16 protein-coding genes are annotated in these 19,423 nt (G+C 67.7%); all 16 read left to right on the forward strand.

The features are described 5' to 3' along the window. Positions 1–4 precede the first annotated feature (4 nt). Complete coding sequence (locus tag NLI89_RS06210) at positions 5–1,390, forward strand: M20/M25/M40 family metallo-hydrolase (protein WP_254686223.1); 1,386 nt, start codon at positions 5–7, stop codon at positions 1,388–1,390. 149 nt (positions 1,391–1,539) lie between these two features. Then, a complete protein-coding gene (locus NLI89_RS06215; protein WP_254686224.1) occupies positions 1,540–3,159 on the forward strand; it encodes a sensor histidine kinase in 1,620 nt (539 codons plus the stop codon). Then, positions 3,156–3,764 carry a response regulator transcription factor gene (locus NLI89_RS06220; protein WP_254686225.1) on the forward strand — a complete coding sequence of 203 codons (609 nt, stop codon included), beginning with the start codon at positions 3,156–3,158 and terminating at the stop codon, positions 3,762–3,764. The genes NLI89_RS06215 and NLI89_RS06220 overlap by 4 nt, the downstream gene beginning before the upstream one ends. A gap of 152 nt (positions 3,765–3,916) precedes the next feature. Beyond that, positions 3,917–4,378, forward strand: a complete 462-nt coding sequence (locus tag NLI89_RS06225) for a PilZ domain-containing protein (RefSeq protein ID WP_368077248.1) — start codon at positions 3,917–3,919, stop codon at positions 4,376–4,378. A gap of 110 nt (positions 4,379–4,488) precedes the next feature. After that, positions 4,489–5,493: a sterol desaturase family protein gene (locus NLI89_RS06230; protein WP_254686227.1), complete on the forward strand. Its 1,005-nt coding sequence runs from the start codon at positions 4,489–4,491 to the stop codon at positions 5,491–5,493. Continuing rightward, a complete protein-coding gene (locus NLI89_RS06235; RefSeq protein ID WP_254686228.1) occupies positions 5,490–6,170 on the forward strand; it encodes a hypothetical protein in 681 nt (226 codons plus the stop codon). The genes NLI89_RS06230 and NLI89_RS06235 overlap by 4 nt, the downstream gene beginning before the upstream one ends. 104 nt (positions 6,171–6,274) lie before the next feature. Continuing rightward, a complete protein-coding gene (locus NLI89_RS06240) occupies positions 6,275–7,219 on the forward strand; it encodes a LysR family transcriptional regulator (RefSeq protein ID WP_254686229.1) in 945 nt (314 codons plus the stop codon). A gap of 160 nt (positions 7,220–7,379) precedes the next feature. Further along, positions 7,380–8,474, forward strand: coding sequence for a putative urea ABC transporter substrate-binding protein (locus tag NLI89_RS06245; protein WP_254686230.1), 1,095 nt, complete (start codon positions 7,380–7,382; stop codon positions 8,472–8,474). A gap of 173 nt (positions 8,475–8,647) precedes the next feature. Next, entirely contained in the window at positions 8,648–9,466 is an 819-nt protein-coding gene (locus NLI89_RS06250) for an ABC transporter permease (RefSeq protein WP_254686231.1), read from the forward strand. Further along, complete coding sequence (locus NLI89_RS06255) at positions 9,463–10,251, forward strand: ABC transporter ATP-binding protein (protein WP_254686232.1); 789 nt, start codon at positions 9,463–9,465, stop codon at positions 10,249–10,251. The genes NLI89_RS06250 and NLI89_RS06255 overlap by 4 nt, the downstream gene beginning before the upstream one ends. Continuing rightward, positions 10,248–11,054, forward strand: a complete 807-nt coding sequence (locus tag NLI89_RS06260; RefSeq protein WP_254686233.1) for an urea amidolyase associated protein UAAP1 — start codon at positions 10,248–10,250, stop codon at positions 11,052–11,054. Before NLI89_RS06255 ends, NLI89_RS06260 begins: the two co-directional genes overlap by 4 nt. A gap of 9 nt (positions 11,055–11,063) precedes the next feature. Next, positions 11,064–11,687 carry an urea amidolyase associated protein UAAP2 gene (locus tag NLI89_RS06265; RefSeq protein ID WP_254686234.1) on the forward strand — a complete coding sequence of 208 codons (624 nt, stop codon included), beginning with the start codon at positions 11,064–11,066 and terminating at the stop codon, positions 11,685–11,687. Next, the gene (uca, locus tag NLI89_RS06270) at positions 11,687–15,295 is read left to right on the forward strand and encodes an urea carboxylase (protein ID WP_302675632.1); all 3,609 of its coding nucleotides are present in this window, start codon (positions 11,687–11,689) and stop codon (positions 15,293–15,295) included. The genes NLI89_RS06265 and uca overlap by 1 nt, the downstream gene beginning before the upstream one ends. After that, positions 15,295–17,082 carry an allophanate hydrolase gene (gene atzF, locus NLI89_RS06275; protein WP_439144482.1) on the forward strand — a complete coding sequence of 596 codons (1,788 nt, stop codon included), beginning with the start codon at positions 15,295–15,297 and terminating at the stop codon, positions 17,080–17,082. Before uca ends, atzF begins: the two co-directional genes overlap by 1 nt. Further along, positions 17,079–18,503, forward strand: coding sequence for an ATP-binding protein (locus NLI89_RS06280; protein ID WP_254686237.1), 1,425 nt, complete (start codon positions 17,079–17,081; stop codon positions 18,501–18,503). Before atzF ends, NLI89_RS06280 begins: the two co-directional genes overlap by 4 nt. Further along, positions 18,493–19,419, forward strand: a complete 927-nt coding sequence (locus NLI89_RS06285) for a response regulator transcription factor (protein WP_254686238.1) — start codon at positions 18,493–18,495, stop codon at positions 19,417–19,419. Before NLI89_RS06280 ends, NLI89_RS06285 begins: the two co-directional genes overlap by 11 nt. Positions 19,420–19,423: the final 4 nt, after the last annotated feature.

Here is a 19,423-nt window from a genome sequence, read left to right on the forward strand (position 1 = left end):
GACGATGACACTGAAGTTCCTCCTGACCTGCGCCGCGATGACCGCCGCGATCCCCGCCTCGGCCCAAACCCAAACCCAGACTCCCGCCGCCAACGGCCTTGAAATCGCCAAGAAGATGATCGCCTTTCGCAGTGTGCGCGGGCCTGGCAACCAGACGCCGCAACTCGCCGCGTATGTGAAGGCGACGCTGGTCGCGGGCGGCTTTGCGGCGAACGACGTGACGATCACCCCGGTCGACGACACCGCCTATCTGATCGCGACATGGCGCGGCAGCGACGCCGCGTTGAAGCCGATCGTCCTCTCGGGGCATATCGACGTGGTCGAGGCCAAGCCCGCCGACTGGCAGCGCGATCCGTTCGTGCCGGTGGTCGAGAACGGCTATCTCTACGGCCGCGGCGCGACCGACATGAAGCTCGACGCGGCGCTCGTCATCGCGACGCTGCTCGACATGAAGAAGGCCGGTTACACGCCCAGGCGCGGCATCGTCCTGGCGCTGTCGGGCGACGAGGAAACCGCGATGAAGACGTCCGCGATGATCGCCGAGAAGCTCAAGGGCAGCGAGATGGCGCTCAACATCGACGGCGGCGGCGGGCTGTACGCGGAAAACGGCAAGGCCGAGTATTTCACGATCGGTGCCGCCGAAAAGACCTATGCGGATTTCCAGCTCGAAGTAACCAACCCGGGTGGCCACTCCTCCGCGCCGCGCAAGGTGAACGCGATCAACGCGCTGTCCGCAGCGCTCGTCCGGATCGGCAATTACCGCTTCACGCCGCAATTGTCGCCGATCACCAAGGGCTATTTCGAGGGCGTCGCACCGCGCCAGACGCCCGAGATCGGCGCCGCGATGCGCGCCTTCGCGGCCAACCCCGAGGACCGGAAGGCGATCGAGACGCTCGCCGCCAATCCCGGCTATGTCGGCCAGATCGGCACGACCTGCGTCACGACCATGATCAGCGGCGGCCACGCGCAGAACGCGCTGCCGCAGCGCGCGACCGCCAACATCAACTGCCGCATCTTTCCCGGCGTGAAGCCGGCCGCGGTGATGGCCGAGCTGGAGCGGGTTGCGGCCGATCCTAGCGTGAAGTTCAGCGACGTCACCGAAGGCTCGAACCCGACCGACGCCTCGCCGCTCCGGGCCGATCTCACCGGCGCGGTCAAGACGGCGATGGGCAGGATCCGCCCCGGCGTCCCGGTGTTCCCGAGCATGTCGGCGGGCGCGAGCGATTCGATGTGGTATCGCTCGGTCGGGGTGCCGAGCTACGGCGTCAGCCCGACGTTCATCAAGCAGTCCGACGACTTCAGCCACGGCCTGAACGAGCGCACCCCGATCGACAACGTGCCGCTCGCGATCACCTATTACCGCTCGCTGCTGACCGACCTGACGAAATAGGCGGTCGGCGGACGGCGCATGGCCCGGCGTTTCAGGCTTGGGTCATGCGCCCGATCGGCGCGAGGGCCGAGGCGCCGCAGCCTCGTGCGGCGATATTCCGGGTTTCGCCCGGATAGGCCGCGCCGCCCGGATCGTGCAAACAGGGGCCGATGACCTCCTTCGCCCCGTCCCTTGCCGAGTTCCGCGCCGCGTCCCGTCTCGCCACCTTCGTCCCGACCACGGCCGACCTCCCTTGGCTGGTCGGCTATGCCTGTGCATTTTTCGGCGCGCATCACGTCGCGGCGGAATGGGGCGGTCACGGCTATTATTCGCTGCTGTATCCGGCGGCCGGATTCCGCATGGCGTTGCTGTGGCTGCGGGGCCCGCGGCTGGTGGGCGGCGTAGTCGTAGCCGAGATCCTCGTCCAGCTGGCGACCGGCATCATCGATCCGGCGTCGGCGGAATGGTCCACGCATCTGGTCGGCGTGATCCGCCCCCCGCTCGTCTATGCGCTCGTCGTCCTGCTGGTCCGGACGATGGCGGCGCGCGCGAAGACCAGCATGAGCGTCGCGCCGATGCCGCTCGGCCTCGCCTCGGTCGGCGCCCCCGTCGCGGCGGCGCTGACCAGCCTGCCCTGGTCGCTGCTGCGCCCCGACCTGACCGGCGTTTCCGGGCTGCGCGACGTCGTCACGTCGCTGACCGGCTTCGTGGTCGGCGACCTGCTCGGCGTCCTGCTGCTGACGCCGCCGCTGCTGTGGCTGGTGGAGCTGGCAACCAGCACATCGGCGGGCACATCGACACGCCCCGCGCGACCCGACATCGCCGCGGTGACGGAGGCCGTGCTGGTGCTCGCCGCGTCGTTCGCGACCGAAGTGCTGCTCGGCGCGATCGGCCTGGGGACGCCGCATACGCCCGTGTTGCTGGCGGTGGCATGGATCGGGCTGCGGTTCGGCCGCACCGCCAGCTGGCTGTCGATCATCGTCGTCGCCGCGATGGTCCTGCCGCAGACCGCGATGCCGATGCAGATGGCCGAGCGGCTGGCGCTGCACATGAGCCTCGCCTCGATCATGGTCGTCGGCTATCTCGCGGGCAGCTTCGCGGATGCGCAGGCCCGCATGCGCGTCGATCTGGAGCGGCGCGACCGGCTGCTGTTCCAGGCCGAACGGCTCAAGACCCTGCGCGCGATGTCGGTCGCGGTCATCCATGAGATCAGCCAGCCGCTCTCCACCTTGGCGATCGAGGCCAAGCACCTGCACGAACTCACGGTCTCGGCCGATCCCGAGATCGCCAGCACCGCCGCGCTGATCGACCGCAAGGCCGCCGCGCTCTCGATCCTGGTCCGGCGGCTGCGCCGGTTCGGCGGGCGCACGGTCGACCAGCCCACCCCGCTGCCGCTGGCGACGCTGATCGACACGGTCGCCGCACTGGCGCAGCCGGAGGCCAAGGCTCGCAACGTCAAATTGTCGATCGAGTCGGTCGATCCGGACCTCGTCGTGCTCGCACAGGAGGTCGAACTGGCGCAGGCGATCGTGAACCTGGTGCGCAACGCGGTCCAGGCCGGCGGCAGCGAACCGGTGCGGCTGACCGTGAACACCGAAGGCGACCGCGCCCGGATCATGGTCGTGAACCGGCCCCGGACGGATCGTCCCGTGCAACCGGGCATGGGTGTCGGCGTCCTCGTCGCCCGCGCGATCGTCGAGGCGCATGGCGGCAGCCTCGTACGCGACAGCGACGCCAATGGGGCGATGCGCGCCACCATCGTCCTGCCGCTCCTGAGGAACCCCGAATGATGCAGCCCCGAAACGAGACGCGCTGCGAGCCGGCGAGCGGGCTGGTCTATGTGGTCGACGACGACCGCGATCTCGGCGCCGCGGTCGCGCGGTTGCTGAGCCGCCACGGCCATGTCGCCACGCCGTTCCTCGATCCCGCCCCCCTGCTCGAAATCTATCCGCAGGCGCCGGCGCACTGCATCGTCACCGACGTGATGATGGGCGATATCGACGGGTTCGATTTCGCCGATCGGGTGCGGGCGCTCGATTCGACCGTCGCGATCGTGTTCATGACGGCATGGCCGACGACCGCCAACGCGGTGGATTCGGTACGCCGCTATGGTGGCCTCGACTATCTCGAAAAGCCGATCGACGAGGATCGCCTGCTCGCCGCGGTGTGCGAGGGCGTCGCCTGGTCGAAGGCGCAACGGCTCGCCTCGGCACGCACCGCGATGCTGACGCCACGCCAGCGCCAGGTGTTCGATCTGCTGGTGAAGGGACACAACAACCAGGCGATCGCCATCGCGCTCGATATCAGCCCGAAGACGGTGGAGGATCACCGCGCCGCGATCGTCGCCAAGACCGGCACCAACGGCATCGCCCAGTTGATCGCGCTGGCCGGCTGACCTCGACGCCCCGGTAACCGGACGCGACAGCACCGATCCCGGCACGCCTCGGTATATTTCCCGGATTGGTCGTGCCGGCAACTCGGGTTACCGATCGCGATGGATGGCACCGCCCGATCGGAAAGATATTGCGCGCTTTGAGGGAATTGTCGGTGCCGTGCCGCATGAACGTGAACGGCACATGGTCGGACGGATGCATCCATGACCTGTCCGACAAGGGCCTGCTTGTTTCGAGCGCCAATCCTCCCGCGATCGGAACCTATGTCGACATCCGCCGGGGGACGCTGGTGATTATCGGCAGGGTCGTCTGGACTGGCGGGCGTCGCTTCGGCGTACGGACGCAGGACGCGGTCAGCATCGCCGCGCTGCTGAGCGAACCCGTCCAGACCACACGCCCGGCAACCACCGATCGACGCGGGCCGGCGCGCGAGGAGGCCGACCGGCGCACCGTCGCCAGCGCCGACCGGAGCCGGCAGCGGGCGTCGGCATTCCAGTTCGTCTGCCTCGCCATCATCGGCCTGGGCATCGCCTGTTGCGCCGCGCTCTACAGTTACCAGACTCTGGCCGCCCCGTTCGACGTGGTGACCGGCGTACTCGACGCCCCCGCGGACTGACGGACGACACAAACCCTGCCCCCCTCCCCACGATATACGTCCGATGACGTATGACGCCGCCCCGCGATCTCGGGCATCTACCCCTCGAGACTTGATATCGCGGGGACAAGATGAACGGAGTTCGCGTCGGCAAGAGGATCATCGGAGCACAGGCGCCGGTCATCGTGGGTTGGGACAACATCCCCAAGGTCGAGGGCGGCCCGGCGAAGCAGATCTTCTTCACCTGGTTCCAGCCGACGATGCTGTTCGCGCTGATAGCCTTCTGGTTCTACGCGCCCAATTCGATCGCCAAGGCATCGACCGCGATCGGCATCGGCATCGGCTTCAAGCTCCTTCTGCTCGGGCTCGAATGGCTGGCCCCGCGCCATGAAAGCTGGCGGCTGACGTGGAAGGAACTGACCACCGATCTCTTCTATGTCGGGATCGGCTTCACCGTCGTCCGCATGATCGACAGCTATATCGGCGACGGTGCGATGATCGAGGCGATCCAGCATTCGTTCGACTGGGAGAAGTTCGCCTGGTTCACCGGCCTGCCGTTGCTGGTGCAGGCGTTGATGATCTCGCTGCTGTTCGATTTCGGGCAATATTGGATGCATCGCGGGATGCACAACTGGCATCCGCTGTGGCTCGCGCACGCGCCGCATCACTACATCACCCAGCTCAACGTCAACAAGGGCGCGGTCGGCAATCCGGTCGAGCTGTTCCTGATCGGGCTCGGCATCGGCGGCTTCTTCGATTTCGTGCCCCGCGCCGCCCTGCTCGCAGGGGCCTTCAGCCTGGCGGTCGGCACCTATCAGCACATCAATGTCCGCTTCAATTCGCCGCGCTGGTGGCGTTTCCTGTTCAACACCACCGAGCATCACAGCGTGCATCATTCGCAGGACTTCGAAGCGAGCCGCAGCAATTATTCGAACACATGGGTCATCATCGATCGCCTCTTCGGGACGTGCGTCGACGGCGAAGCCGAACTGCTCGGTATGGAAGGCGGCCGCCCGATGTCGGTCCGCGAAACGATGACCTACACCTTCACCGAAGGGTGGAAGTCGGCCAGGGAACGGTTCGGTCGGCGGTCGATGGGCCCGATGACGTCCGCCCCGCTGGTCCCCGCAGAATGACCGGAGCCGCTTCGGCCGCAGACCGGGATTCGGCGTTCGACGCAACGTCCCCACGCGCGTCGCTCGGATACTCCGTCTATCGGCGCTTCGTCGACGGGATCTGGCACGTCGAGGGCAGTCTCGCGCTAGCCCCGGGCGACTCCGCCAACGACGCCTTCGAACGGCTCGACCCGCTGTTCCAGCAGACCGGGACGACCCACGACCGGGCAGGCGACACGCTGACGTTTCGCAAGCAGGGCCAGCCTGCACAGGACAAGATGGCCGTTTTCGACGGCGGCGTCCTGCGGATCGAACCGGGTGCCGCCGGGCTGGTGTTGCGATACCGGCTCGCCAGCCGGGCGCTGCTGTTCTGCTTTCTCGCGCCGCTGCTGTTTCTCGCCTTCGCCCAGGCGACGATCGTCCTCGGCAAGTTCGAGCAGGCGAGGACCGCGGCCAAGGGCAAGAAGCCCGAGGTGAAGAAGCCGCCCGTGGTGCTGAACCCGATCGACAAGGCGCTGGGCGCCCCCGAGCCCGACCCGCCGAAAAAGAAGAAGAAGGCGGACGAGGACGACAAGAAACCTTCGCCGACGCCGGCCTATGTCTTCGCGGGCATGTTCGCGGCCCTCTACGCCGTCGGGCGGGTTCTCGAAGATCGGCGGATCAAGGTGCTGTTCCGACGACGCCTGCTGGGCGCGTAGCATAGCGACGATCGACCCGGTTCACGATGTCACCCCATGAATTCAGGGCGCACGTTGCGTATGAACGTCGCGCGGCTAAGGATGCGCTCCAAGATCCTGGAGCCATGTGTTTGGTCGATAGCGCGTTCCTGCCTGACAAGACGTTCGCCAGTCGGGTCGACTGGAACCTGCTGCGGACCTTCGTCGAGATCGTTCGCGCCGGCGGGATCGGCGCGGCCGCCCGAAAACTGAACAAGCAACAGCCGAGCATCAGCGCCGCGCTCAAACGGCTGGAGGAACAGGTCGGCGAACAGCTGCTGAACCGCTCCTCGTCCGGCGTCGAGATGACGGCCGCGGGCACCGCCCTGCTCGGCATCTGCGAGGAGATGCTCGAAGCGGCAAGGATGGTGCCGCACCAGGTCGCGCAGGCGACCAAGCGGGTCGAGGGCATCGTCCGCATCCAGCTGATCTCGGCGGTCGCCTCCACCGAGTTCGACGAAGCGATCGCCAGCTTCCACCGCCGCAATCCCAACATCCATATCGAGATTCGCGTCTCGCCCTGGCGCGCGGTGCTCGACGCGCTGGAGCATGGCGAGGCCGAGATCGGCGTCGGTTACGACAGCAACGCACGGAGCAGCCTGGTCTACGAGCCCCTGTTCGTCGAACGCCAGCAACTCTACTGCGCGCGCAGCCACCCCCTGTTCGGGCACCGCGTCGAGCGGCTGGGCGAGCTGAAGGACGAGGGCTTCGTCCTGACCGGCGAGGACGAACTCGACACCATAACCCGCCTACGCCGTCGCTACCGTCTCGGCACGAAGGCGAACGGTCATGCGGAGGACATCAACGAGGCCGCCCGGCTGATCACCCTCGGCGTCGGCATCGGATTCCTGCCCGTGCTCGCCGCGGCGGACGCCGTCGCGAAGGGGCGCTTATGGCCGCTGCTCTACGCCGATGCGGAGCCCGCCTACGACATCTTCCTGCTCGCGCGGGCCGAGCCGTCGCGCGATACCGCCACACAATTGTTTTTGGACGAAGTGACCCGAAGGCATAGGGCGCAACGCAGGGCATAGATTTCATCTATGCCTTTCATCATCATTTTGCCTCTTCATCGATGATCCCCGGCACGCCAACGTCGCCAAAGGGGTGATGCCTGCATTCGCCGTCCTGTTCCCGGTCATGCCGGAGGACGGAGGCGCGCTGGCATCATCGGGTGGCTAAGGGGTGTACTTGATGGTGTCTCGACCGTGGCTGAATGGTGTTGCAGCAGCAGCCATGTTGCTGGCGCTGGGCGGTTGCGGGAGCAAGACGTCGGGATCCGCGACCGACGCCGGCGTCGTGAAGAAGGATTTCACGATCGGCTGGTCGATCTACACCGGGTGGATGCCCTGGGCCTATGCGCAACAGTCCGGGATCGTGAAGAAATGGGCCGATAAATACGGCATCGATATCCGGCTGGTTCAGGTCAACGACTATGTCGAATCGGTCAACCAATACGCCGCGGGCAAGCTCGACGGCGTGGTCTGCACGACGATGGATGCGCTGACCATTCCGGCGGCGGGCGGCAAGGATACCACCGTGTTGCTGATCGGCGATTATTCCGACGGCAATGACGGCGTGGTGCTCAAGAACGGCCGGACGATGGCCGACATCAAGGGGCGCTCGGTCAAGCTGGTCGAGCTGTCGGTGTCGCATTTCCTGCTCGCGCGCGGCCTCGAGCTGAGCGGAATGAAGCTCGCCGACGTGAAGACGGTGAACACCGGCGACGCCGACATCGTCGGCGCGTTCGCGTCGCCGGGCGTGAACGCGGTCGTGACCTGGAACCCGCAATTGTCGACGATCCGCGCGACGCCGGGCGCGACGCAGGTGTTCGACAGTTCGAAGATTCCCAACGAGATCCTCGACACGCTCAACGTCAGTACCGCGACGCTCAAGGCCAACCCGAACCTCGGCAAGGCGCTGGCCGGCATCTGGTATGAGACGATGGCGATCATGACCCGCAACGACGCCGCGGGCCGCGCCGCGCGCGCGACCATGGCCAAGGCCGCGGGCGCGACCGAAGCGAGTTTCGACGAACAGCTCAAGACGACGCACCTGTACGCGAAGGCGCAGGACGCGGTCGCCTATGCGGAGAACCCGGACCTGATCATCGTGACCGACCGGGTCCGGCAGTTCAGTTTCGCACACGGCCTGTTCGGTCCGAGCGCGAAGTCCGTCGATACGATCGGCATCACCTTCGCCGGCGGCAAGACGCTCGGCGATACCAAGAACGTGAAGCTGCGGTTCGACCCGAGCTACATGAAGCTGGCGGCGGACGGGAAGCTGTAGCCCCGGAGCGCAGACAAAGACGACGAGCAACGTCGGGACAGCCGTTCCGACGAACGGAGGAGCATGCCTTGGCCATGCGTGAAATCGGGGGATGAAATGAGCGTATTGCCAACACATTCCGCCATGACGACGCCCGACACGCGCGCCCGGAGCGTTGCGCCTGGGCATCCGCGTTGACCCGGCTCGTCGACATTCGCCTCGGCCGCGGGGCACGATTGCTGCTGGGCGCGCTGCCGATCGTGGCGCTGCTGTTCGTCTATCTGCTCGCCTCCGAGGCGCGCCACCTCGACAATCCCGCCGACAAGGTGTTGCCGACGTTCGAGGCGATGGCGCAGGCCATTCGCGGGCTCACCACCGATCGCGACCCGTCGACCGATCGCATCATCCTCGTCGCCGACACGCTGGCGAGCCTGTACCGGCTGGGCATCGGCCTTGCCATCGCGACCGCGACCGCGCTGGTGCTCGGCCTGCTGCTCGGCGTCATGCCGCTCGCGCGCGCCATTCTCGGCCCGATGGTCGCGGTGATCGCGGTCATACCGCCGGTCGCGGTGCTGCCGATCCTGTTCATCGTGCTCGGGCTCGACGAAGCCTCGAAGATCGCGCTGATCGCGATCGGTATCGCGCCGTTCATGACGCGCGACCTGACCAGCTTCGTCGCCAACCTGCCGGTCGAGCAATCGGTCAAGGCGCAGACGCTCGGCGCCAATAGCTGGCAATTGGCGATCCGGGTCGCGCTGCCGCAACTGATGCCCCGCTTGATCGAGGCGCTGCGGCTGTCGATGGGGCCCGCCTGGGTGTTCCTGATCGCGTCCGAGGCGGTCGCCTCCGATGTCGGGCTCGGCTACCGGATCTTCCTGGTCCGGCGCTATTTCGCGATGGACATCATCCTGCCCTACGTCGCCTGGATCTCGCTGCTCGCGATCGCGACCGACGCGCTGATGCTGTTCATCAGCCGCCGCAGCTTCCCTTGGGCGCATGGAGCCGGCCGGTGAGCCCGCTGCTCGAAATGCGAAACATCTGGGTCGAATATGGCGACAAGATCGTGCTCGAACGCGTCTCGCTCGAGATCGCCGAGCGCAGCTTCGTCGCGGTCGTCGGCCCGTCGGGCGCCGGCAAGAGCACCTTCCTCCGCCTGATCCTCGGCCAGGAAGCGCCGAGCCGCGGCCAGGTGCTCCTCGACGGCCAACCGATGCGCGCCGAATGCGGCCCCGATCGCGGCGTCGTGTTCCAGCGCTATTCGGTGTTCCCGCACCTCACCGCGCTCGGCAACGTGATGTTCGGGATCGAATGCGCGCAGGCGCCCTTTGCGGCGCGCCTGTTCGGGGCGCAGCGGCGCGCGGCGCGCGAGACCGCGGTCGAGATGCTCGCCGCGGTCGGCCTGGAACACAGCCTCGACGTCTATCCGGCACAGATGTCGGGCGGCATGCAGCAGCGGCTGGCGATCGCGCAGGCGCTGGTCAAGCATCCCCGCATCCTACTGCTCGACGAGCCGTTCGGCGCGCTCGATCCGGGCATCCGCCTCGACATGCACGCGCTCATCACCAGGCTCTGGCAGGAACGCGGCCTCACGATCGTGATGGTGACGCACGACATCGGCGAGGCGTTCAAGCTCGGCACGCGCGTGCTCGCCTTCGACAAGCGTCGCCACGATCCGCACGCGCCGCACCGCTTCGGCGCCACCACCACCTACGACCTGCCGCTCGATCGCAAGACCCTGCCTCCGCAGGCGCTGGTCGACGCGATCGGCGGCAACCTTCCACAGCGAGACCTAGCATGACGAACACCGCCGATCCGACCGGAGCCCGTGATCACGCCCGCGCCATGGCAGGCACGCGCGTCGAGGCCATGCCCACACTTCCCGCCACCGCCGTCGACGCGCCGGGTGACCCGGTGTGGGAGGAAACGATCGCGCCCGGCGGCTACGCCTCGCGCCGGATCGCCCGCGGCACACGCCTGCGGCTGATCGACCTCGCCGGCGACGCCTGCGCCTCGATGCTGGTCTTCAACGCCGAGACGCCGACCGAGCGGCTGAACGTCGCCGACACGCTCAAGGTGCAGTGGAACGGCTATCTGGGTGCGGGCCGGCTGCTGCTGTCGGACATGGGCCGGGTGATGATGACCATCCTCGAGGATGACGCCGGCACGCACGACGCGTTCTGCGGCGCGTCGAACGAAGCATCCAACGCGCGTGCTTACGGCGACGGCAAGAATTACGGCGCACATCCGAACGCGCGCGACCGCTTCATGCTGGGTGTCGCCAGGCACGGGCTCGGTCGCAAGGACGTCCACCCCTGCATCAACTGGTTCAAGGGCGTCCGGATCGCCGAGGACGGCGCCACCCTGCCCGAGATCGGCCCCTTCCCGCCCGGCCGGACGCTCACCTTGCGCGCCGAAATGGAGCTGATCGTCGTGCTCGCCAACTGCCCGCACGTGCTCGACACCCGCGCCGATTTCACGGTGACGCCGCTGCGCGTGACCGCCTGGCGCGGCGAACCGGCGGCCGAGGATGACCCGATCCGCACCGCGACGCCGGAAGGGCTCCGCGCCTTCCTCAACACCGAAGATCTGTACGCGCGCTGAAGGACCGACATGACCACTTCCCCCCTCCCCGGTACCATCCGCCACGACGAGATCGTCCCCGCCCGCGCACCCTGGATGCACCGCGTGGCCGCGGGTGAAACGCTGCGCATCGTCGATATCGAAGGCAATCAGGCGGTCGATTTCCTGATGTATGCCGCCGCCGACGATTCCGAACGTTACAGCGCGCAGGATACGATCGCGGCGCAGCGCAACCTGTTCCTGCGCGATGGCGCGGTGCTGTTGTCGAATGAAGGCCGGCCGATGATGACGATCACCGGGACCAGCGTCGCCTATCACGACACGATCGGTGGCGCCTGCTCGTGCGAGTCCAACACCTTGCGCTACGGCCACCATACGAAGGCCCAGCATAGCTGCGTCGACAATTTCCTCGACGCCAATATCTGCGCCGGCCGCGGCAAGCGCGACATGGTGTCGAACATCAACTTCTTCATGAACGTGCCGGTCGAGGCGGACGGCACGCTCGGCATCGTCGACGGCATCTCCGCGCCCGGGCTGACCGTCGACCTGCGCGCGGAGATGGACGTCATCGTGGTCGTGTCCAACTGCCCGCAGGTCAACAATCCCTGCAACGGCTTCAACCCGACGCCCGTGCGTATGCAGGTTTCGGCGTGATGTTCAAAAAGGTCCTGATCGCCAATCGCGGCGCGATCGCCTGCCGCATCATCCGCACGCTGAAGACGATGGGGGTCGGTTCGGTCGCGGTGTTCAGCGACGCCGATGCCGGCTCCGCGCACGTCGCGCAGGCCGACGAGGCGGTCCGGATCGGCCCCGCGCCGGCCGCGGAAAGCTATCTCAACGTCGGGGCGATCCTGGCCGCCGCGGAGGCAACTGGCGCCGAGGCGATCCACCCCGGCTACGGCTTCCTCTCGGAAAACACCGCCTTCGCCGAGGCATGCGCCGCGCGCGGCATCGCGTTCATCGGCCCGACTCCCGACAACATCCGCGCCTTCGGGCTGAAGCACACCGCGCGCGATCTCGCCGCCGCGCAGGGCGTGCCGCTCGCACCCGGCACCGACCTGCTCCGCGACGAAACCGCGGCGATCGAGGCGGCAGCGCGGATCGGCTACCCGGTCATCCTCAAGGCGACCGCAGGCGGCGGCGGCATCGGCATGAAGGTCTGCGCCGACGAGGCCGATATCCGCGAGGGTTTCGCCACCGTAGCCCGCCTCGGCGCAGGCAATTTCGGCGACGGCGGTGTTTTCCTCGAACGCTATGTCGCCCGCGCACGCCATATCGAGGTGCAGGTGTTCGGCGATGGCGCAGGCCATGTCGTCGCCCTCGGCGAACGCGACTGCTCGCTGCAACGCCGCAACCAGAAGGTCGTCGAGGAAACCCCCGCCCCGCTGCTCCCCGCCGCCACGCGGCAGGCGCTGATCGACGCCGCCGTCCGGCTCACCGCCGTCGCCAATTACCGCTCGGCAGGCACCGTAGAATTTCTCTACGATGCCGAACGAGACGACTTCTTCTTCCTAGAGGTCAACACCCGGCTCCAGGTCGAACACGGCGTCACCGAACAGGTCACCGGCGTCGACCTCGTCGAATGGATGGTGCGCGGCGCGGCCGGCGACTTCGCCTTCCTCGATGGGTTCGAGGCGAAGCCGGTCGGCGCGTCGATCCAGGTCCGCCTCTATGCCGAGGATCCCGCGCAGGATTACCGGCCCAGCTCGGGCCGCCTGGTCGGCGTCTCGTTCCCCGAAGGTCCTCGCGTCGACAGCTGGATCGCCGCCGGCACCGAGGTGTCGAGCTGGTACGACCCGATGCTCGCCAAGCTGATCGTCACCGCACCCACACGCGACGCCGCCGTGCAGGCGATTCAGGACGCGCTCGACGCCACGTCGATCGCCGGGATCGAGACCAATCTCGACTGGCTGCGCACCGTTGTGCGCTCGCCGGTGTTCACCAGCGGCGAAGTCTCCACCCGTGCGCTCGCCGACATCGCCTACACGCCGCGGTCAATCCGCGTGCTGGCAGGCGGCGCCTCCACCACGGTCCAGGACTATCCCGGCCGACTCGGCCTGTGGGATGTCGGCGTACCGCCCTCAGGACCGATGGACGCACTCGCCTTCCGCCTCGGCAACCGGCTGCTAGGCAACGCGGAAGACACGGCGGGACTCGAGATCACCGCTGCCGGGCCAACGCTGCTCTTCAACGTCGCCACCCGGATCTGCCTGACCGGCGCCGATTTCGGTGCGGTCGTCGATGGCGCGCCCGCCCCGTGTTACGAGCCGATTGACATTGCAGCCGGCCAGATCCTCAAGATCGGACGTGTCACCGGTGGCGGCATGCGCGGCTATATCGCGATCGCCGGCGGACTCGACGTGCCGCTGTTCCTCGGCAGCCGCAGCGCCTTCACGCTTGGCGAGTTCGGCGGCCATGCCGGGCGCGCCGTAATGACCGGCGACACGCTGCATCTGGCACGAACCGATCCACCCGGCGCGCCGGCCGCAACGCTCGCGCTCGCCGACCGACCCGCGATCACCCGCGAATGGACGCTCGCTGTCCTCTACGGCCCGCACGGCGCCCCCGATTTCTTCACACCCGACGACATCGCGATGCTGCGCAGTACGGCGTGGAAGGTTCACTACAACTCCAACCGCACCGGCGTCCGCCTGCTCGGGCCGAAGCCGCATTGGGCGCGGAAGGACGGCGGCGAGGCGGGGCTCCACCCCTCGAACATCCACGACAATGCCTATGCGATCGGCGCGGTCGACTTCACCGGCGACATGCCGATCATCTTGGGGCCGGACGGTCCCTCGCTCGGCGGCTTCGTCTGTCCTTTCGTCGTCGCGCAGGCGGACCTGTGGAAGGTCGGCCAGCTCGCGCCGGGCGACAGCGTCCGCTTCGCACCGATCGACAATGCCACGGCGGTGGCGGCCGAGCAGGCGCAGGACCGGCTTGTCGCCACGCTCGCCGCGCCGCTACCGCCGGTAACGACGGGCGACTATCTCGGTTCGCCGATCCTGCGCGCGATCGAAGCGCAAGGCGTACGCCCGGCGGTGACCTATCGCCAGCAGGGCGACCGCAACCTGCTGGTTGAATACGGCCCGATCATGCTCGATCTCGAACTCCGGCTCCGCGTTCACGCGCTGATGCTCGAAGTCGAAAAGGCCGCGCTCGCCGGCATCATCGACGTGACCCCGGGCATCCGCTCGCTCCAGATCCATTACGACAGCCGGCAGCTTTCGCAGGCATCGCTGCTCGATGCACTCGCCGCGGCCGAGGAGCGCCTCGGCGGGCTGGACGATTTCGAAATCCCGTCCCGCGTCGTCTACCTGCCGCTGTCGTGGAAAGACCCGGCAATCTACCAGACGATCGACAAATACATGGAATCGGTGCGCGACGACGCGCCGTGGTGCCCCGACAATATCGAGTTCATCCGCCGCGTGAACGGGCTCGACAGCATCGACGACGTGCAGCGGATCGTGTTCGACGCCGAATATCTCGTGATGGGCCTTGGCGACGTCTATCTCGGTGCGCCGGTTGCGACCCCGATCGACCCGCGCCACCGGCTCGTCACCACCAAATACAATCCCGCGCGCACCTGGACGCCGCCCAACGTCGTCGGCATAGGGGGCGCATACATGTGCATCTACGGCATGGAGGGGCCCGGCGGATACCAGCTGTTCGGCCGCACCGTCCAAGTGTGGAACGCGTGGCGCCAGACCGACGCGTTCCGTGACGGCAAGCCCTGGCTGCTGCGCTTCTTCGACCGCATCCGCTTCTTCCCGGTCAGCCACGACGAACTGACCGAGTGGCGCCGCGACTTCCCGCTCGGCCGGCGCGCGATCCGGATCGAGGACGAGGTGTTCCGCCTCTCCGAATACCGTGCCTTCCTTGCCGACAACGCCCCGTCGATCACCGCTTTCCAGGCGCAGCGGCAGGCGGCCTTCGACGAGGAGCGTGCCGACTGGGAGCGCAACGGCGAGTTCGACCGTGTCGCGGCGCTGACCGAGGAAGCGGACGCCGGCGCCGCCACCGTCGAGATCGACCTGCCCGAGGGCTGCGAACTGGTGGAGGCACCGTTCGGCGGCAGCCTGTGGAAGCTGCTGGTCGCTGTCGGGGCCGAAGTGACGGAAGGCGACACAATCGGCATCATCGAGGCCATGAAGATGGAATCACCCGTGATCAGCCCCGTCACGGGTACAATACGCCGCATCTACGTCCAGGAACGGCAACCGCTCTCGCCCGGCGGCGCGATGCTCGCCGTGGAGGTGGCATGATGGACGGGCCGTTCGAAGTCGGCGCAATCGCCGCAGCCGTCGCATCAGGGCGCACCGATGCGGTCAGCGTCGCCCAAGCCGCCCTCGCCCGCATCGACGCCTATGCTGCGATCCAGCCCGCGGTGTGGATCACGCGTATCGCCGACGCGGAGGTGATGGCATACGCGCAGCGCGTCGATGCCCGGATCGCCGCGGGCGAAATGCTGCCGCTCGCCGGCGTACCGTTCGCGATCAAGGACAATATCGACCTCGCCGGCGTGCCGACCACCGCCGCCTGCCAGGACTTCGCCTATACGCCGTCCGTATCGGCGGAGGTGGTCGAACGCCTGATCGCCGCCGGTGCGATCCCGATCGGCAAGACCAACCTCGACCAGTTCGCCACCGGGCTCAACGGCACCCGCAGCCCCTACGGCGCGCCCGCCTGCGTGTTCAATCGCGCCTATGTCAGCGGCGGGTCCAGCTCCGGCTCGGCGGTCGCGGTCGCGGCCGGGTTGGTCGCGTTCGCGCTCGGCACCGACACCGCCGGATCTGGTCGCGTCCCCGCCGCGTTCAACGGCCTGGTCGGCATGAAGCCTACCAAGGGCCGCTGGAGCACAACCGGGCTTGTGCCCGCATGCCGCACGATCGACTGCATCACCGTGCTGGCGCACACCATCGCCGACGCGCGCGCGATCGACGCGGTGGTCGCTGGCTTCGACCGCACCGATGCCTATTCCCGCCCGCGCGAGGATCGCCCCGTCGCCACGCGCCGGATCGGCGTACCAGCGCCCGACCAGCGCATATTCCTCGGCGATGCCACCGCCGCCCGCCTGTACGAACAGGCGCTCGCGACGCTTGCCGCGGACGGCGCCGAACTGGTCGAAGTGGACATGGCGCCGCTCCGCGAGGCGGCGATGCTGCTCTACGGCGGCCCGTGGGTGGCGGAACGCACCGCCGCCGCCCTGCCGCTGCTCGATACGCGGCCCGAGGCGATCGACCCGACCGTCCGCTCGATCATGGAGGCCGGACGTGCCGTCAGCGGCGTAGACGTGTTCGAAGGCCAGTATCGGCTCGCCGCGTTGCAGCGGATCGCGGACGCGATGTGGCAGGATATCGATCTGCTCGCGCTGCCGACCACGCCGACGATCTACCGGATCACCGAGATGCGCGCGGCACCGATCGCGCTCAACAGCAACCTCGGGCTCTACACAAACTTCGTCAACCTGCTCGACATGGCCGCGCTCGCTGTGCCCGCCGGCTGGCGCGACAACGGCACCGGCTTCGGGATCACGCTGATAGCGCCCGCCTGGACCGACCAGGGCCTGCTCGACGCGGGCGAGGCCTATCTCGCCGCCGCCGCGCTTCCCCCAGCCCCGCCGCTCAACATCGAGGATAGTATGGAAACCGTGAAACTCGCCGTCGTCGGCGCGCACCTCGAAGGCATGCCGCTTCACTGGCAGCTCACCTCCCGCGAGGCGCGGCTGGTCGGCGCCACCACCACCGCGCCGACCTATCGGCTGTACGCGATGGCCAATTCGACGCCGCCCAAGCCCGCGCTGATCCATGTCGGCGAAGAGGACGGTGCCGCGATCGCGGTGGAAGTCTATGAACTCGACGTCGCCGCCTTCGGCAGCTTCGTCGTCGAGGTCCCCGCGCCACTTGCGATCGGCTCGGTGACGCTCGCCGACGGATCGGTCGTCAAGGGCTTCGTCGCCGAGCCACGCGCGATCGTCGGGGCGGAGGACATCACCACGCTGGGTGGCTGGCGCGCCTATATCGACACGCTGCCCCGTCCAGGCGGATCATGACTACGGCGAACGCATCCCATGCGGCGACCCTGGCCGAGCTTCAGCGCGCCAAGGTCTCGGCCGAAGCCGCCAACGAGGCGAAGACCCGCTACCTCGTCGCGGTCAGCCATGAGATCCGTTCGCCCCTCAACGTCATCTACGGCTATGCCCAACTGCTGGAACGCGACGACACGCTGTCGGGCGCAGAAGTCGGGACGATCATCCGTCGCTCGGCCGAGCACGTCACCAATCTCGTCGAAGGCCTGCTCGAAATCTCGCGGATCGAGAGCGGCGTCCTGACGATCCGGTCCGACCTCATCGACATCCGCGGGCTGCTCGACCACATCGTCGACATGTTCCGGATGCAGGCCGCCGCCAAGGGCCTCACGCTGACGCTCGACGTCGAAGACCGGCTGCCCGCGCAGGTGAAGGCGGATGAAAAACGCCTGCGCCAGATCCTCATCAACCTCGTCTCCAACGCGATCAAATACACCCAGTCGGGCAGCGTCGCCGTCAAGGTCCGCTACCGCAGCCAGGTCGCCGACATCGAGGTTCGCGATACCGGCATCGGCATCGCGGCGGGCGACCTGGACCGCGTGTTCGAACCGTTCGAGCGCGGCAACTCGGCGGAGGCGCAAAGTCAGCCGGGCATCGGGCTGGGCCTCGCCATCACGCGCGTGCTTGCCAGCGTGCTGGGCGGCGACATTGCGGTGGAGAGCACGCCGGGAGTCGGGAGCAGTTTCCGCTTCCGCATCATGCTGCCCGCCCCGATGGTCGCACCGCGCGCGCCGGTGCAGGGTGCGAGGATCACGGGCTATGCGGGGCCGCCGCGGACCGTGCTGGTGATCGACGACGATCCCGCGCAGCGTGCCATCCTCCAGGCGCTGCTCGCCGCGCTGGGTTTCGTGGTGCATACCGCGGCCGATGGGACGGAAGGGCTCCTGCTGGCCGAGCGCACGCCCGCGGATATCGTGCTGCTCGACATCCAGATGCCGGGGATCAGCGGATGGGATGTCGCGGCGCGGCTGCGCGCCACGCACGGCGCGGCGCTGCGGATCGTGATGGTGTCCGCCGACGTCCATGAACTCCACATCGGCGGCGAGAGCCGCAGCAACCATAATGCGTTCGTGACGAAGCCGGTCGAACTCGACGCGTTGATCTCGCTGATCGGCACGCAGCTCGATCTGCGCTGGGACGAGGCAGCAATGCCCGACCTCCCCGAGACGCCCGCGGCATTGCCCCCCTTGCCCGCGGCAGCCCTACCCTTCCTCGATCGATTACGCGACCTTGCAAGGATCGGTCACGTCCGCGGCTTGGAAAGCGCGCTCGATATGTTCGAGCAGGCGATACCGACCGCCGCCCCCCTGGTCGCCGTGCTCCGGCGCCAGTTGATCGACCTGGATCTCGCCGCGTTCCAGAAGACGCTCGACGATGCGCGTTGAACCCGCAGAGGCGGCACGGCCGGTCATCCTGGTCGTCGACGACACGCCCGAGGCGTTGCGGTTCCTGACCACGACGATCGAGAGCGCCGGGATGACCGTCCTGATCGCGATCGACGGTCTCGCCGCGCTCGCGCTGTTGAAGAACATCACGCCCGACCTGATCCTGATGGACGCGGTGATGCCCAATCTCGACGGGTTCGAGACGACCCTGCGGATCAAGGCCATTCCGGCGTTCCAGCATCTGCCGATCATCTTCATGACCGGGCTGACCGAGACCGAGCATGTCGTCCGCGGGCTCAACGCCGGCGGGATCGACTTCGTCTGCAAGCCGATCGTGATCGAGGAGCTTCTCGCGCGCATCCGGGTTCACCTGGCAACGGCGCGCGTCGCGCATGGCAGTCAGCTCGCACTCGACATGAGCGGCCGGCCAGCGTTGGCGGTCGACGGGAGCGGCGAACCCCAGTGGCTGACCCCGGCCGCGAGCGCGATGCTCGAACGGCTGTTCCCCGGCTGGTCCTGCGCATCCGGCGGGCTGCCCATGCCTTTCCTGGCGGCGCTGCGCGTTTTGCAAGCCAGTCCGCCGATGCCGGGAGCGCGCGTCACCGTGGCCGCCGGCGACCGCACGCTCGAAGCCGGCCTGTTGCGCAACACCGCGGCGGACCAATGGGTGTTCCGCCTGACCGAGCGCCACGAGGGCGAGGAGCAGGCGATGCTCGCCGCCCAGCACGGGCTCACCTCGCGCGAGGCGGAAGTCCTGCTCTGGATCAGCCGCGGCAAGCAGAACCGCGAGGTCAGCGAGATCCTCGAGATCAGCCCGCGCACCGTGAACAAGCATCTCGAGCAGATCTTCGAGAAGATGGGCGTGGAGAACCGGGCGTCGGCGACGGCGATCGCCGTCACCACGCTGACGCGCTAGGGCG

This window comes from Sphingomonas faeni (assembly GCF_024273235.1).
GTDB classification, from domain to species: Bacteria; Pseudomonadota; Alphaproteobacteria; order Sphingomonadales; family Sphingomonadaceae; genus Sphingomonas; species Sphingomonas faeni_A.

What these genes read in the sequence shown, in the direction of transcription:
- NLI89_RS06285 (WP_254686238.1), top strand. Translation starts at nt 18,493, where the DNA reads ATGCGCGTTGAACCCGCAGAGGCGGCACGGCCGGTCATCCTGGTCGTC.
- NLI89_RS06245 (WP_254686230.1), top strand. Translation starts at nt 7,380, where the DNA reads ATGGTGTCTCGACCGTGGCTGAATGGTGTTGCAGCAGCAGCCATGTTG.
- NLI89_RS06235 (WP_254686228.1), top strand. Translation starts at nt 5,490, where the DNA reads ATGACCGGAGCCGCTTCGGCCGCAGACCGGGATTCGGCGTTCGACGCA.
- NLI89_RS06280 (WP_254686237.1), top strand. Translation starts at nt 17,079, where the DNA reads ATGACTACGGCGAACGCATCCCATGCGGCGACCCTGGCCGAGCTTCAG.
- NLI89_RS06220 (WP_254686225.1), top strand. Translation starts at nt 3,156, where the DNA reads ATGATGCAGCCCCGAAACGAGACGCGCTGCGAGCCGGCGAGCGGGCTG.
- NLI89_RS06265 (WP_254686234.1), top strand. Translation starts at nt 11,064, where the DNA reads ATGACCACTTCCCCCCTCCCCGGTACCATCCGCCACGACGAGATCGTC.
- NLI89_RS06240 (WP_254686229.1), top strand. Translation starts at nt 6,275, where the DNA reads ATGTGTTTGGTCGATAGCGCGTTCCTGCCTGACAAGACGTTCGCCAGT.
- NLI89_RS06215 (WP_254686224.1), top strand. Translation starts at nt 1,540, where the DNA reads ATGACCTCCTTCGCCCCGTCCCTTGCCGAGTTCCGCGCCGCGTCCCGT.
- atzF (WP_439144482.1), top strand. Translation starts at nt 15,295, where the DNA reads ATGGACGGGCCGTTCGAAGTCGGCGCAATCGCCGCAGCCGTCGCATCA.
- NLI89_RS06230 (WP_254686227.1), top strand. Translation starts at nt 4,489, where the DNA reads ATGAACGGAGTTCGCGTCGGCAAGAGGATCATCGGAGCACAGGCGCCG.
- NLI89_RS06210 (WP_254686223.1), top strand. Translation starts at nt 5, where the DNA reads ATGACACTGAAGTTCCTCCTGACCTGCGCCGCGATGACCGCCGCGATC.
- NLI89_RS06260 (WP_254686233.1), top strand. Translation starts at nt 10,248, where the DNA reads ATGACGAACACCGCCGATCCGACCGGAGCCCGTGATCACGCCCGCGCC.
- uca (WP_302675632.1), top strand. Translation starts at nt 11,687, where the DNA reads ATGTTCAAAAAGGTCCTGATCGCCAATCGCGGCGCGATCGCCTGCCGC.